Source organism: Rhodanobacter sp. UC4438_H5 (assembly GCF_052978405.1).
Window position 1 is genome coordinate 2,107,683 of sequence record NZ_CM129672.1, and the last position, 14,940, is coordinate 2,122,622.

Sequence of the window (14,940 nt, forward strand, 5' to 3'; positions counted from 1 at the left end):
CGCCCGGCATCGGTTTCGGGCCGCGCGTTGTTTTCCGGCCGGGGAATCGGCACGCTGGAGGAATGGATCGCGGCAGCATCGGCGGGATGATGGACAAGCTCGGCATGATCGGTCGCGTGGCCATCGTGATGGTGATGACGCCGATCGTGTTCTGTTCCGGCGCGTGGGCCGCGCTGGCGCTGTGGTATCGGCTGCCCGGCGGCCGCGCCGGGCGCGCGCTGGGCAGTGCGCTCTGGGTGATCGCGACCGGAGTGCTGTACGCCTGCGCGATCGGCGGGCGCAGCTGGCTGCCGCTGGTCGTCCATGCCGCGCTGTACGCGATGGTCCTGCTGTGGTGGGTCGCGATCAGGCCCTCCGGCGCGCGCGACTGGCGCGACGACGTTGCCCGCACGCTGACCGGCAGCGTGCACGGCGATCGCGTGGTGCTCGACAACGTGCGCCACTTCGCCTGGCGCAGCGACAACGATTACGACATCCGCTGGGAGCGCCACGAGTACGACCTGGCGCAACTGGCCAGCGCCGATGCGGTGCTGTCGCACTGGGGCAGCCGGGCGATCGCCCACGCCATGATCTCGTTCGGTTTCGACGACGGCCGCCACCTGGTGTTCTCGGTGGAGGTGCGCAAGAGCCGCGACCAGGAGTATTCCTCGGTGGGCGGCTTCTTCAAGCAGTTCGAGACGATCCTGGTCGGCGCCGAGGAAGACGACATCATCCGCGTGCGCACCAACGTGCGCAACGAGGACGTCTATCTGTATCCGCTGCAGATCGAACCGGCCACGCTACGCGCGCTGCTGCTCTCCTACGTGCATGCGGCCAACCGGCTGGCCGCGCGGCCGGCGTTCTACAACACCTTCACCTCCAACTGCACCACCCTCGTCCATCGCATGGCGCGGCAGATCGATCCGGGCCTGCCATGGGACATGCGCCTGCTGCTGACCGGCTATCTGCCGGAGTATCTGCAAGGCATCGGCGCCCTCGATCGTCGCGTGCCGATCGGAACACTGCGCGAGCGCGCACGCATCAGCGAACGCGCCCGTGCGACACCGGCCGGCGCCGATTTCTCGCGCGCGGTGCGTACCGTCACCGCACGCGACTGATGCGCGCGAGCCGTTCGCGTCACGACCTCGACGCGAGCCGCGCAGCGCAACCCGACCTGAACGGCGCGACGCGGAATGTGCCGCTTTTACGCGTCCTTGCCGCCTCGATGGGTTAGGTTCCGGGAGGACAGCGATGGCGGCACCGTTTCGTTCGTCCTGCAGGCGCGCCGCTGTCATCAGCGCCTGCGTGCACCCCCACCCCGTACAAACCAGGAGACCCGGATGAACACGAGGATCACTCGCGTGGCCGCATTGACGGCGGGATTGCTCACCATCGGCCTGGCCGGCTGCTCGCAGTACGTCAAGCAATCCGATTTCAACACGGCCATCCAGCAGCTGCAGCAGAAGCAGACCGACCAGCAGCAGCAGATCGATGCCATCAAGCAGCAGATGCAATCGCAGTTTGCCAAGTACGACAGCCAGATCACCGCGATGCAGGGCCGCGTCAGCATCGACACGGTGGCGCACTTCGCGTTCAACAGCGCCACCCTGAGCGAGCAGGACAAGCCTGCGCTGCAGGACTTTGCCGCGACCATCGGCAAGTACCACCCCGGCGTGCTGATCACGGTGGAAGGCTTTGCCGACCCGGCCGGTTCGCGTGCCTACAACAAGAAGCTCGGCATGCAGCGCGCCGATGCGGTGCGCGATTTCCTGATCAGCAGCGGCCTGTCCGCCGATCAGGTACGTGCGGTCAGCTACGGTGAAGACAGCAACCGCCAGGTCGCCAAGGGCGCCACGCACGACCAGGGCCGCGACAACCGCCGCGTCTCGCTCACCGTCGATGCCACCGGCGCCGGTGCGGTCGCCACGACGGCCCCGTAAGCGGCGCCCGTCGATGGCCAGCAGCGCGGGTGGCCGGCACGGCCGCGCTGCTGGCGTCGTGTCCCCCCCCCCGGCATGCCTCGGCGCCGCGGCGTGTCAGCCTGCCAGCTCGAAACGCGTCACGCGCCGCACCGGGTCGGCCTCGACCAGGCTCACCCGGACGTCGGCGCCGAGCGTGAGGTTGCCGCTGCCGGAAACGCCGGCCTCCACCGCCGGGTTGCGCACGATCACCGTGCCCTTGGCCGGATCGCCGCGGGCGACCTCGACGATCGCACCGTCGAAAACCTCGCCCACCCGCGGCGCCAGCGCGGCGGCTTCGGCCAGGTTCAACACGGCGCTTTCGTACTGGCCCGCGCGATGGCCGGAAGCCTGCATGGTGTCCGGCAGGCCGGGCAAGGCGGCCAGTGCCCACGCCGGCACCGGCTGCTTCGCGCACAGCGCCAGGCAGACCTCGCCGGTATAGCGATCGACCAGCCGGCGCAGCGGCGCGGTGGCATGGGTGTACTGCGCTGCCAGCGCCGAATGCATCGGCTGCGCGGGCAGCGCGCCGTCGAACGCCGCGTAGCCGGCCCCGCGCAGCACCGTGGTGCAGGCGGTCAGCATGGCCACGTGCACGTCGTTGGACGGGTCCAGCGAACGGATGAAGCCGGGATAGTCCAGCCCGGACGGCCAGGCGATGCCGAGCACCCGCGCGGTGACGCGCAGCCGCGCGATGGCGTGCGGGTCGGGTGGCGGCAGCGTGCGCAACAGCCCCAGTTTCGCCTGCACCATCAATTGCGCCGCGGCCATGCCGACCAGCAGCGAGATCTGCTCGTTCCAGTTCTCGATCGGCAAGCGCGCGCGGAACGCCAGCGTCCAGCGGCCGTCGACCACGTCGATCTCCTGTTCCGGCAGGGGCAGGCTCACGCCGCCGCGCGCGCGCTCGCACTGCTCGCGCAACTCGCCGATCCGGCGCAGCACCGCCCACATCGGATCGTCGCTGCCGGCGTCGATGGCCTGCTGCACGCCGGCATAGTCGAGCTGGGCGCGGCTGCGCACGCGCGCCCGGCGCACGTCGATGGCGGCGATGCGGCCGGCAGGGTCCAGGTCCACCGTCCACAACAGCGCCGGGCGCACCTGATCCGGCAACAGCGAGGCGGCATCCTCGGACAACACTTTCGGGTGCAGCGGGATCTTCGAATCCGCGCCGTACAGCGTCTCGCCGCGCCGATGCGCTTCCAGGTCCACCGGGTCGCCGGCCTGCACGAAGGCGGCGACGTCGGCGATGGCGTAATGCACGCGCCAACCGTCGCCCTGCGCCTGAACGTGCATGGCCTGGTCGAGGTCGCGCGCGCCCGGCGGGTCGATGGTGACCAGCGGCAGCTCGGTGCGGTCCAGCGCCGGCAGGCGCGGGTTCGCCGCAGCGGCCGCGGCGGCGGCTTCGACTTCGGCCGGAAACGCGGTGGGCAGGTCCAACTGTTGCCGGATCTCGTCCATGCCCTGCGCAAGCACGGCACTGCCCGCGGGCTGCAGACGGATGCGTCGCGTCGTGGTCATGGTTCCTCCGTTGATGGCTGCCGGCCGTACGCGAATATACATGCCGCCTTCGGTGGGCTTTCGTCCACGCCGGGGGCGGTGTAGAAAGCCGTCAGGCCCACCGACCCGATCGCCCATGAACGACTCGCCCCTGCTGATCCGCCTGGCTGCCGACGACGACGATTTCATCCTTGCGCTGGTGCCACGCTTCGCCGACTTCGCGCTGCCGGCGTGGCGTCGCCGCCACGAATGCGTCGAAGGCATCCGCCGGGACCTGCTGCACCATCTGGAGGACCAGCCGGCGAACAGCTTCCTGTTCGTGGCCGAGAATGGCGACGGCGAGCGGGTGGGTTTCATCCACCTGCAGCGCACCGCCGATTTTTTCAGCGGCCGCAGCAACTGCCACATCTCCGATCTCGCGGTGGCGCCGCAGCACGAAGGCAACGGCGTCGGCAAGGCCTTGCTGGCGCACGCCGAGCAGTGGGCGCGCGAGCACCAGTGCCAGCTGGTGACGCTGGCGGTGTTCCCCGGCAATGAGCGCGCCCGCGCGCTGTACGAGGCCAGCGGCTACGCGACCGACCTGATCAAGCTGGCCAAACCGGTGCGTTGAAGGCGCGCAAACGAACAAGCCGCCCGCAGGCGGCTTGTTGCGTGCAGCAGGCGAAGCGAAGTCCTGCTCAGTTGGTGGTCTTGGCCGCCGACTCGGCCTGCTCGCGCTCGTCCAGGCGACGGGCCAGGCGGTCGATGTTGCTGAGCGACAGCAGGTGGGCGTAGATCCACGCCATCACGCCTTCGCGCAGCATCTCGTGGGCGACCTTCTCGTCCAGCGCGCGCAGCTTCTCCTCGTTGACCATGAACAGGCCGTTGAGCGTGATGCCATGGCCGGAATCCGGCTCGCCCTTGTGCAGTTGCACGTTGCGCGCTTCCAGCAGGTCATGCTTGACCAGGTACTGCATGAAGGTGCGGGTGCGGTCGATGTTCTGCTGGAACTCGCCGAGGAAACCCACGGCGTTCTTCAGCAGCTCGGTGTCGCTGCCGTCCTCGTTGAACAGGCGCTCGCCGTCGGCGGCGTTGAAACCCTCGAAGCCCTGATCGAGGAACACCGCGAAATCGCCGCCCTCCTGCCCGGCCGGTTTCTCGGCCAGCACGAACGGGTAGCGGCGCACGAAGGCCGGCACGTAGGTGTTGGGCGCCCACTGGCCGGCGGCGTCGACGTAGAGGTTCTCGTTCTGACGCAGGCCGAGCAACGCGATCGGGCCGGCATTGGCGGCGTCGGGACCGGCGAACACGATCAGCAGGTCACGCGCGGCCAGGCCGAACTCCGCCGCGGTCAACGGCACCGAGTGCGTGTTCATGGCGAACTTCATGTTGGGCACGCCCTTGAGCCGAAGATTCTTGTGTTCGGCCCGGTTCAGCGCCACCGGGTGCTCGTAGAAAATGACTTCAGCCACGTTGATCCACCTTTGGTCCCCCGTCGCGCCGGGCCGCCACGGCGGCGGCCCTGTCGAACCCGGCGTGGGTTTCATGTCGAGCCAGGGATCATATCAGCGGGCACCGGTGCCTGCGAATCCCGCCGCGCCGGCGCCTTCGGAACGGCGGAAAAGTGTTCTATGCTGCGATCGGGCTGGCCTTGCGCCATGCCCGCTGGTTCCCTCGATGCCCCGGCGGAAGGACGAACTGCATGCTGATGGACGCTGTCAAACCGGCTGACCTGCAGGCGACGCGCGTGTTGTCGCTGGACGCCGCTGGCCGCATCCTGGACTGGATCAGCTGGCAGGACGCGGTGTGCCTGTACGTGCGCGACGTCGTCGCCTGGACCCTGGGCGATCCCTGCCTCACCGTGCACGGCGGCCACAACCGTGCGCTGGGCACGCAGAGCCTGCTGCAGTTGCACCCGATCATCGCCAGCACCGGCCACTGCCGCGAGCATGCGGTCGACCCGTCGCCGGCGCTGACCAACACCGCGCTGTTCGCGCGCGACCGGCACATCTGCATGTACTGCGGCGAGCACTTCACGCGCATGGAACTGACCCGCGACCACGTGCTGCCGATTTCCCGGCAAGGCAAGGACGAGTGGGAGAACGTGGTCAGCGCCTGCCTGTCGTGCAACCTGAAAAAGAGCAACCGCACGCCGCAGCAGGCCAACATGCCGCTGCTGGCGGTACCGTACCGGCCAAGCTGGGTGGAGCACCTGATCCTGTCCAACCGCAACATCCTCGCCGACCAGATGGAGTTCCTGGTCAGCCGGCTGCCGCGCGACCGGCGCCCGATGGCGGAATACGCCTAGGAGCGTGGGCGGTAGAAACTTTCGAGGCAAAAGTGGCTGCGTGAGTGCAGATTTTCCACGCTTCGCCGGCCCATGATGGTTCTGTAGGCCGGGAAGCGGCGGAAACATAAACCGCGCAGACGCCTTTGCAGCCCGGAAGATTTCTACCGCCCACGCTCTAGGAGACGCCAAGCCTCACTTCCGCCGTTCCGCCGCGGTGTCGGCATGGCCCTCTTCCGCGCGCGTCTCGCGGTTCTTCTCCAGTTCGCGGTCGATCTCGTCGACCTCCTCGCAGGCTTCGTCCGCCTCGCCCGCTTCCTCGGCTTCGCCCCGGGCCGGGCCGCCGTGCCTGCGCTTGCGGCCGCCGCTGGCACGCTCGCGCCGTGCCGCCAGCTTGCGGTAGTTCTCGCGGATACGCTCCAGGGTCTCCTCGTCGAGGTCTTCCAGGTCGAGCAGGCCGTTGTGGGCCGCGGTAGTGCGGATCAGCTCGTCCAGCTTGATCTGCAGCGCCGCGCTGTCGCGGTTCTGGCTGTTCTGGATCAGGAACACCATCAGGAAGGTGATGATCGTGGTGCCGGTGTTGATCACCAACTGCCAGGTGTCGCCGAAGTGGAAGAACGGCCCGCTGGCTGCCCAAACCGCCACGATCAATACGGCCGCCAGGAAGGTCGCCGGTCGACCGGACTGGCGCGCGGTGGCTTCCGCAAAGCGGCGAAAAGCCTGCGAGACACTGGCCATGGACGGATCTCCGCAAGGGAATCTGCGCGCAGCATGCGATGCCGATTGTGTGCCGCACTTGCAGGCTGCACCGGTCGCAATCAGGCCTTGTTCACTGTTTCGCCCTTGCTCCGCCCCGCCGCTGGGCCAACAATACGAGGATGAATGACCTCAGCCATTATCCCCGCCTGGCTTCGATCGACGCGCCCGCCGACCTGCGCCGGCTGCCCGACAGCGAACTGCCGCAAGTCGCCGACGAACTGCGCCAGTATCTGATCGAGGCCGTCGCCAGCTCCGGCGGCCACTTCGGCGCGGGCCTGGGCGTGGTCGAGCTGACCGTGGCCCTGCACCACGAGTTCGACACGCCGCACGACCGCCTGGTCTGGGACGTCGGCCACCAGTGCTATCCGCACAAGATTCTCACCGGCCGCCGTGACCGCATCACCACGATCAAGAAGAAGGATGGCCTGGCGCCGTTTCCGCGCCGTGAGGAAAGCGAGTACGACACCTTCGGCGTCGGCCACTCGTCCACCTCGATCTCGGCCGCGCTGGGCATGGCGATCGCCGCGCAGGCCAGCGGCGAGCAGCGCAAGGTGGTGGCGGTGATCGGCGACGGCGCGATGACCGCCGGGCTGGCGTTCGAGGCGCTCAACCACGCCGGCGACGTCGAGCCCGACCTGCTGGTGGTGTTCAACGACAACGGCATGTCGATCAGCGAGAACGTGGGCGCGCTGACCAAGATGATGGCGCGCGCGATGGCCAGCCGCCGCCTCAACGACTTGCGCGAGCGGGCCAAGCGGGCCATTCCCAAGCAGTCGTTCATGGGCCGCTGGTTCAAGCGCTGGGAGGAGCACGCCAAGGGCATGTTCGTGCCCTCGACGCTGTTCGAGGAACTCGGCTTCCACTACACCGGCCCGATCGACGGCCACAACATCCCGCAACTGCTGCAGGCGTTGCGCACGGTGAAGAACCTGCCCGGCCCGCAGCTGCTGCACGTGATCACCACCAAGGGCAAGGGCTACGCCCCGGCCGAACAGGCGCAGATCGAATACCACGCGGTCGGCCCGTTCGACCCGCTGGCCGGCGTCAAGAAGAAAACCGGCAAGGCCAAGCCGACCTACACCGACGTGTTCGGCGACTGGTTGTGCGACCAGGCCGCCGCCGACCCGCGCCTGCTCGGCATCACCCCGGCGATGCGCGAGGGTTCGGGCCTGGTGCGTTTCTCCAGGGAATACCCCGCGCGCTATTTCGACGTGGCGATCGCCGAGCAGCACGCGGTGACACTGGCCGCGGGCATGGCGTGCGAGGGCGCCAAACCCGTGGTGGCGATCTACTCCACCTTCCTGCAGCGTGCCTACGACCAGGCGATCCACGACGTGGCGCTGCAGAACCTCGACGTCACCTTCGCCATCGACCGCGCCGGCGTGGTCGGCCCGGACGGCGCCACCCATTCGGGCAGCTTCGACCTCACCTACCTGCGCTGCCTGCCGAATTTCGTGATCATGGCGCCGGCCGACGAGAACGAGTGCCGCATGATGCTCAGCACCGGCTTCAGCCACCCCGGCCCGGCGGCCATCCGCTACCCGCGCGGCACCGGCCCCGGCGTGGCGACCCACCACGAGCTGGAAACGCTGCCGATCGGCAAGGCCGAGCTGCGCCGGCGCGGCCACGGCCTCGCCCTGCTCAGCTTCGGCGCGATGCTGGCACCGGCCGCCACCATCGCCGCCGAACTCGACGCCACCCTGGTCAACATGCGCTTCATCAAGCCCCTTGACGACACCCTGATCCTGGAACTGGCCAGGACCCACGACGGCTTCGTCACCCTCGAGGACAACGCCGTCGCCGGCGGCGCCGGCTCCGCCGTGGCCGAGTGCCTGGCCGCGCACGGCATCACCCTGCCGATCCTTCATCTCGGCCTTCCAGACGTCTATCTGGAACACGGCAGCCGCGAGGAGGTGCTGAGCATGGCCGGCCTCGACCTGCCGGGCATCCGCCATGCCATCCACGCACGATTTCCGTTGATCGAGCGGCTCAGCCAGAACAGCGCCTGATTCCGGCCATCCATCCGGGTTCGCCAGCGCTCCAGGACCCGGATCACGCTCGGCCGCTTCGTGCTTCAGTTACGCTCGGAGCAGCGCAGCGACACCACGGAAGGGAACATCTTGACGGGATGGATCGACGGATCATGGCGCCAGCTGAAAGACTGGGCCAGCCGGCAAGCGGCCACGCTGCGCGATGAAGCGCGCCTGATCGCGACCCGTGCCGAGTGCCTGCGCATCGCCATTGAACGTTCCGAGGGCATCGCCGCCGGGCAGGTTCTGCATGACCTCCGCGAACTGAGGACCCAGGCTCATGATCCAGAATTTTGTTTACGTTCTGAACAACGGCCTCAGGACCAAAGTTGGTGAGTACCTGCCTTCAGTGCCGCTGCTTCAGCAAATCAATGACCCGGAGTACCGACCAAAGGCGTACCAATGGGAGAACGATGGTCGAACGTTTACACGGCAGATTGATGGTCATGACACGCGGACTGCGCAACTCCTGCCCGACGGAGACGGCATCATCGTCCTTCAGGCACAAGCTCATTGCGGTGCCGACAACGTCATCGTTCTGGATGCTGCGAACGAACTGCGCCGACGCATCGTCAATCCTTACCGGGATTCGAAATTTTTCATGGCTGGCGACGAATTCTGGTTCTATGGCATCACCGTGCGCGGTGACGACGTCATCTTGAACATTCAGGTGCAACGCAAACTTGCAGGGAGGTCACACGATGCCGTGCCGATCTACGAGGCAAGTTACGACCCCATGACATGGGATTTGAAAAAGATCGAATGGAAACCTGCGACGTAAAATCTCTGCTTCGCGGGGCGCAGCAACAATCGCCACCGCCAGCAGCAGGTTGTGCGTTGAACCGGAGCATCGTGGACGGGGGATGCACGCCGGCCGTCATCGCCGAGCACAACGCCCGCCGCTCACCCGATCGCGCTGCTCCAGATCCTGCGCCGTGAATACTTCGACATAGCCGGCATCGCGCACCAACACGCGCGCGGCCTCGCCCTGGTTCCAGCCGTGCTCGAACAGCAGCCAGCCGCCCGGGGCGAGATGGCCGAGGGCGCCATCGACGATGCGGCGGATGTCGTCCAGGCCGTCGCGGCCCGAGGCCAGCGCGCTGGCCGGCTCGAAGCGCAGGTCGCCGCGGGCCAGGTGTGGATCGCCGGCCTCGATGTAGGGCGGGTTCGAGACGATCAGCTCGAAGCGCTGGCCCGCCAGCGGCGCCAGCCAGTCGCCTTGCACAAAGCTGACGTTGTCGATGCCGTGGCGCTGCGCATTGCGTCGGGCAACGGCCAGCGCCGTCGCGCTGGCATCGGTGGCGATCACCTGCGCGCGGGGATGCTCGCGCGCGATCGCCAGCGCAATCGCGCCGCTGCCGGTGCCGAGGTCGGCGACGCGGCCGCTGAAACCGGGTGGCAGGCGCTGCAGCGCCAGTTCCACCAGCAGCTCGGTTTCCGGGCGCGGGATCAGCGTCGCCGGCGTAACTTCCAGATCCAGCGTCCAGAAGCCGCGATGGCCGACGAGGTAGGCCACCGGCTCGCCGGCCTCGCGACGGGACAGCAACTTCTGGTAAGACGTCTGGACGTCCATTTCAAGCGGATCGCCGGCATGCGCGAACAGCCAGCTTCGCGGCCGCTGCAGGACGTGCAGCAGCAGGAGTTCGGCCTCGGTGCGGTCGCCCAGCCGTTGCGTCGCTGCGGCCAGCGCCTCGCGCACGTCAGGCATCGCGCCCCGGCCCCGCCGCCGAAGGCGGCAGTTGCGGCGGCACCACGCCAGGCTTCGGCTCGCGCTTGCGCCAGTAGCCGCCATGCGTCCACGCGTCGAAGGCCCAGCGCAGCCAGCCGATCAGCGCATTGGCGAGCCACAGCGCCCAGACCAGCATGGCGAGCTTGTAGATCCACAACGGCAGGCTGAACACGCCGGCCAGCGGCAACGCTCCGTCGCTGCGATCGGCAAACCAGTGCAGGTTCGACCCCGACGAGTGGTTGCCGGCCACATGCATGTCCGGCAAGCCCAGCAGACCCTGCGGCACGGCGCCGACCAGCACGCACAGTGCCAGCACGGTCAAGGTCGCCAGGCCCAGCTGCAGCAGGTTGAAACGCAGGCGTTCGAGCTGCTCCGGCGCCCGCAGCCGCGCACGCAGGCCCAGGGCGATCAGCCACACCACCACCAGCGCGAACGCACTCCAGGCGAAGGCCGAGAAGCCCAGCCCCAGCAGCACCCAGTGGCGCAGGCGCAACGGCGTCGGGGCGTAGCGCGCCAGCAGCCAGGCGGCGATCAACAGCACCAGCACCTGTGACCAGTACAGCACCGCCGGGCCGTCGGTGGGCCCCCAGGCCCACAACACCCAGCGATCCTGCGGCAGTTGCAGGTTCAGGCCGATGTTGGCCGCCGGCGCATGCAGATCCAGCGCAGGCGTGCGCACGCGCATCGCCACGCCCAGCGGCTCACGCAGGTGCACGGCGTAGTCATGCGCGCCGGGCAGCAGCGGCAGGCTCAGCTTGCCATCGCGTATCGCCAGGTTGATCGGCTGGTTGTCGCGCCGGGCATCGATCAACTCGCTGCCGGGCGGCAAGTCGATGGCATGCTCGCCGCCACGGGTGCTGCGCACGCGCAGGTCCAGCTGCAACTCGCTGGCGCGCTCGCCGGTGCGGATGGTCAGCTGCGCGCCGTCGATGGCGAGGCTGTCGCCGGCCATGGCCACCGGCCGCGTGATCGCCAGTTGCAGCTTCTCGCCCGGCAGCGGATCGAACCGCAGGCCGTCATCGCTGGCGCTGGTCGGCACGCCTTCGGCATCCACATGCCACATCGGCGCCGCGCCCACTTCCCACACCTCGGAGCGCTCGCCCAGCGGCGGTGCTTCCAGGGTGATCTTCGCGGAGCGATCGAGCTGGCTGCTCCAGCTCACCATCGATTCGCCGGCCTTGAAGGTGACGTTGATCCTGCCGTCCTTGACCAGCACGCCCTCGCCGCGCGGATGCTCGCCCGGCAGCAGCGGCAGGCTGATGCTGAATCCACCCTCCTGCGGCGCGATGCGCTCGACCCGGTTCAGCACGATCCAGTCCAGCCCCAGGCCGATGCTGCGGGTCAACCGCACATACGGCGGAAAGCTCTGCGCGGTCGGCAGTTGCTTGCCGTCGGCCGCCGTCTGCACACGGCGCAGGGTGACGCTGTCGCCCAGCACCCGGCCGCCATCGACGCCATCGAGCGACCAGCCCGGGTCGCTGAAGGCGATGCGTTGCGGCGCCAGCGCGAAGTGCAGCGCGGCGCTGTCCACCGCGTCCAGCCGGTAGCGCAGGCTGACGCGGTGCACGCCGCGATCCAGCCGCAGCAGCAGCTGATCATCGTCGCGCAACAGCGCCGGATCGGCCTGGCCGTCGAGGCGGACATCGACCAGCGGCATTGCCTGGTCGGATGTCGGCAACGGCAGCGCCACGCTGGCTCCGGCGTGGGTTTCCAGCACGACCTCCAGCATCGCGCCGTTGACCTGAAGTTGCGCCTGCGCCACCTCGGCACACTGCGGCGCGCACTTCGGCGCCTCGGTGAGCCGGCTGCGCAACTGCTCGAGCAACTGCGCATCCGGCAGCGCCTGCGCGCGTGCGCCGGTGGGCAAGAAGGCGATCGCCAGCAAGGCGGCACCGGCGATGCCTGCAGCACGCGAAGGCAGCCAGTGGTTACGCAGCGGTCGCCACAGCTTCATGGCCAATCGACCCAGCACCACCGCCAGCAAGCCGACCATCACTACGCGCAACAGGCGCACCAGCCATGCCGGTGCGATCACCAGCCGGGTGGTTTGCTGCGGCGTCACCGGCCCCGACCAGCCGAGCCGGTAGTTGTTGCCCTCGTCCCAATGCGGCGTGCCGACGCCGGCCTGGATCACGGTGCGGTTGTCCTGCTCGCTGGCCACCAGTTGGCTGGCCGTCATCCGCGAACCGGTGACAACCACGCTGGCCAGGGTGCCGGGGGCCGCCTGCACGACATTCGCGCTCATCTCGCTCACGGCCCGCGCGCCCGGTGGCGGTGGCGGAGGCGGTGCCGGCACGCCGGCCGCCATCTTGTCGGCGACGACGGCCTGCGGTGCATACGCCGCCGACACCATCCGCGGCGCGCTGCCGTGCTCCAGTTGCGGATGCAGCGCGTACTGCAATTGCGCGGCCGCGAACGGCAGCGCCCACAGCACCGCCAGCGCAAACACGGCCAGCGCGCCGCCGCGCGCAAACCCGCGCAAGCGACCTTCCGGCAGCGCGCGCAGCAACAAGGCGAGCGCCAATGCCAGCGCCAGCGTCCACAGCGGTGCCAGCGCCTCGTGCTGCGCCAGCGCCAGATAGCCCGCCGCCAGCAGGGCCCACGGCCAACCGAGCAAGCGCCCGGCCAGCAACGCAACCAATGCCACCACGAACAGGTCGAGCAGGCTCCATTGCGCGGCCCAGGAATCGTTCGAGCGATCCGCACCGATCACACCGAGCAGGCGATAGCCGTGCGGCAGGTGCACGGTAGCCTCGATGCCGTCCAGCGGCAGCTGCCAACCGGAACCCGGCATCGCGCCGACTCCGGCCGGCACGCGCAGGCCGGCTGCCACGTCGATGCGGCGATCGCGCAGCTCGACACCCGCATGGCCTTTCGCATCCCTGGTGACCAGCAGCGGTTCGCCGTCTTCCGAGGCACGCTGCAACTGCCACGGCGCGGTGACGTCGAGCCGCTGGTGATGGCGAAGTTCGCCACTGAGACGATCGGCGACGCTGAAATGCCCACCGTCGAAATCCAGCCACATCTCGCGTTGCAGGTGCAGCGCGTCGCTGCGGCTGCCTTCATTGCCGCGGTTGCCCTGCTCCACGCTCAGCCCGCTGCGGTCATCCAGCGCGTAGGCCGGCAGGTTGGCCCAGTCGCCCGGCACCCCGGCCTGCGCCGCGTCGACCGCATTGCCTTCCACGCGCGTGCCGCGCAGCGCGTTGTCATCGGCGTAACTCCAGACCTCCTGCTTCGGCCACGGCGCGGGCGGCAGGGTCACGCCGACCTTCGCCAGTGGCGCGACGCTGCGCGCCAGCAGGGTCAGCGTCCACTGGCCCGGCCGCAATTGCACGCGCAGATGGCCATCGTTCTCCAGTCGCGCGGGCAGCTCGCCGCTGAGCGCAGTGGCGACGAAACCCGCGGGCAGCACCGGTCCCAGCACCTGCTCGCGCGCGCTGCCGCTGACGTTGAATTGCAGCTGCGTCTCCAGCGTAGCCGGGAGGCCATCGGCCAGGCGGCGATACACGCGCAGCGAAAGCGCATCGGCCGCGCGTTGCGCGCTGGCCGCTTCGCCCAGCGTGAGCTGCCGGCCATCGCGTTCGATTCGCGTCACCGTGGCGCCGTCGACGCGAAGCGTCACCAGCCCGATCGACTCCGGCACGCCCAGGTTGGCGGGTCGCGACGTCCATGGCAGCTCGCCCTGGATGTGATAATCGCCCGACTCCAGCCACAACATCGGTTGGCCCTGATGCTCCAGCACCGTCGCCGGCCGGTTGCCCAGGTTCACCTGCTGCGGCCAGTGGCGACTGTCCCCCGGCAGGGCCACCCAGCTCGGCGCATCCACATGCACCTCCAGGCTGAAGTGCCCGCCATCCTCGCCGGCATCGAGCGCCAGCCGCCCCGGCCAGGCGCAGCGGTAACTGTCCTCACCCGGTGCCTGGTCGGCCAGGAACGGGCAAGCGTGCCCGGGCACGTCGTGCAGCACCCAACCCTGCCAGTCACGCAACGGCGGCGGAATGTCCTGCGCCGCCAGCGGCGCGGTCAGCAGCAGACCCAGACCCAGCAAAATGCACAATCGACGAAGCATGCTGCTTTACCCCTTTAGGCCGGTCGGCGGGCACAGTGTAAGTGGAATGCGTCGGGCGCACGAAGCGGCCCGCGCCATTGGTGGTGATGACGCGCGGGCGTGTGCCAATCGCACTCTGGATTGAACGCAGCACGCGGCGGAATGGGGTTGAGGCTCGTCCCCCTCACACGTCGTCATGCCTGCGAAGGCAGGCATCGCACTTCGGCCGTCATATTTGCAACGTAGCTTGCAAGCGGAGCAAGAGCTTTCGTCTGCCTGCGGCAGCCGAATTACTTTCGTGCGCGATTGCAGGAGCGCACCCTGTGCGCGATGCTCTTGCCGCATTCAAAGCCAAGAGCGGTCGATCGCCTGCGGCGACCGAGTCACTTTCTCTTTGCGTGGCCAAAGAGAAAGTAACCAAAGAGAAAGGCCACCCCGCTTGGCGCTTGTTGGGCATCCTGCCCAACAAGTCCGTGAGCCGGGGCCGGGCTTTTCGAACGGGCATCCTGCCCGTGCGAAAAGGAGCCGACATCCCTGTCGGCTCCCGCTACGCGGCCTGTCGACCCCGCCTCACCGCCGCACAGGGGCCCCGGGTAGAGCAGCGGGCCATCCTGGCCCGCACTCGGTGCGCAACCGCTGCGTGGTTGCGAGAGCTAAGGGATCTCGGCGGTGAA

The 14,940-nt window shown here is 68.6% G+C and carries 11 protein-coding genes and 1 pseudogene; 6 read left to right on the forward strand and 6 right to left on the reverse strand.

The features are described 5' to 3' along the window. The first annotated feature begins 62 nt into the window (after window positions 1-62). Both ACVCL9_RS10000 and ACVCL9_RS10005 read left to right on the forward strand, forming a co-directional pair. Window positions 63-1,097: an Lnb N-terminal periplasmic domain-containing protein gene (locus tag ACVCL9_RS10000; RefSeq protein ID WP_447098244.1), complete on the forward strand. Its 1,035-nt coding sequence runs from the start codon at window positions 63-65 to the stop codon at window positions 1,095-1,097. Between the two features lie 222 nt (window positions 1,098-1,319). Then, entirely contained in the window at window positions 1,320-1,919 is a 600-nt protein-coding gene (locus tag ACVCL9_RS10005; protein ID WP_395119981.1) for an OmpA family protein, read from the forward strand. A 96-nt stretch (window positions 1,920-2,015) separates the two neighbouring features. Here the strand turns inward: ACVCL9_RS10005 and ACVCL9_RS10010 are convergent, their stop codons facing one another. Further along, window positions 2,016-3,455 carry an RNB domain-containing ribonuclease gene (locus ACVCL9_RS10010; RefSeq protein WP_447098243.1) on the reverse strand — a complete coding sequence of 480 codons (1,440 nt, stop codon included), beginning with the start codon at window positions 3,453-3,455 and terminating at the stop codon, window positions 2,016-2,018. Between the two features lie 115 nt (window positions 3,456-3,570). Here ACVCL9_RS10010 and ACVCL9_RS10015 point away from each other — a divergent pair, with 115 nt between their 5' ends. Then, window positions 3,571-4,044 (forward strand): GNAT family N-acetyltransferase, encoded by a 474-nt coding sequence (locus ACVCL9_RS10015; RefSeq protein ID WP_395119983.1) that lies wholly within the window; start codon window positions 3,571-3,573, stop codon window positions 4,042-4,044. A 67-nt stretch (window positions 4,045-4,111) separates the two neighbouring features. Here ACVCL9_RS10015 and ACVCL9_RS10020 read toward each other — a convergent pair whose 3' ends face one another. Further along, window positions 4,112-4,885 carry a SapC family protein gene (locus ACVCL9_RS10020; protein ID WP_395119984.1) on the reverse strand — a complete coding sequence of 258 codons (774 nt, stop codon included), beginning with the start codon at window positions 4,883-4,885 and terminating at the stop codon, window positions 4,112-4,114. Between the two features lie 230 nt (window positions 4,886-5,115). Between ACVCL9_RS10020 and ACVCL9_RS10025 the strand changes: the two genes are divergently transcribed. Continuing rightward, the gene (locus ACVCL9_RS10025) at window positions 5,116-5,721 is read left to right on the forward strand and encodes an HNH endonuclease (RefSeq protein WP_395119986.1); all 606 of its coding nucleotides are present in this window, start codon (window positions 5,116-5,118) and stop codon (window positions 5,719-5,721) included. Between the two features lie 321 nt (window positions 5,722-6,042). Here ACVCL9_RS10025 and ACVCL9_RS10030 read toward each other — a convergent pair. Further along, window positions 6,043-6,438: pseudogene (locus ACVCL9_RS10030) on the reverse strand (low affinity iron permease family protein); the annotation flags it as partial. 140 nt (window positions 6,439-6,578) lie between these two features. Between ACVCL9_RS10030 and dxs the strand changes: the two are divergent. Continuing rightward, window positions 6,579-8,468 (forward strand): 1-deoxy-D-xylulose-5-phosphate synthase, encoded by a 1,890-nt coding sequence (gene dxs / locus ACVCL9_RS10035; RefSeq protein WP_447098242.1) that lies wholly within the window; start codon window positions 6,579-6,581, stop codon window positions 8,466-8,468. Between the two features lie 132 nt (window positions 8,469-8,600). Here the strand turns inward: dxs and ACVCL9_RS10040 are convergent, their stop codons facing one another. Beyond that, window positions 8,601-8,741, reverse strand: coding sequence for a hypothetical protein (locus tag ACVCL9_RS10040; RefSeq protein ID WP_447098241.1), 141 nt, complete (start codon window positions 8,739-8,741; stop codon window positions 8,601-8,603). Between the two features lie 28 nt (window positions 8,742-8,769). Here ACVCL9_RS10040 and ACVCL9_RS10045 point away from each other — a divergent pair, with 28 nt between their 5' ends. Continuing rightward, entirely contained in the window at window positions 8,770-9,270 is a 501-nt protein-coding gene (locus ACVCL9_RS10045; protein ID WP_447098240.1) for a hypothetical protein, read from the forward strand. 96 nt (window positions 9,271-9,366) lie between these two features. Here ACVCL9_RS10045 and prmC read toward each other — a convergent pair whose 3' ends face one another. Beyond that, the gene (gene prmC / locus ACVCL9_RS10050; protein WP_447098239.1) at window positions 9,367-10,197 is read right to left on the reverse strand and encodes a peptide chain release factor N(5)-glutamine methyltransferase; all 831 of its coding nucleotides are present in this window, start codon (window positions 10,195-10,197) and stop codon (window positions 9,367-9,369) included. Continuing rightward, window positions 10,190-14,287, reverse strand: a complete 4,098-nt coding sequence (locus ACVCL9_RS10055; RefSeq protein ID WP_447098238.1) for a hypothetical protein — start codon at window positions 14,285-14,287, stop codon at window positions 10,190-10,192. Before ACVCL9_RS10055 ends, prmC begins: the two co-directional genes overlap by 8 nt. Window positions 14,288-14,940: the final 653 nt, after the last annotated feature.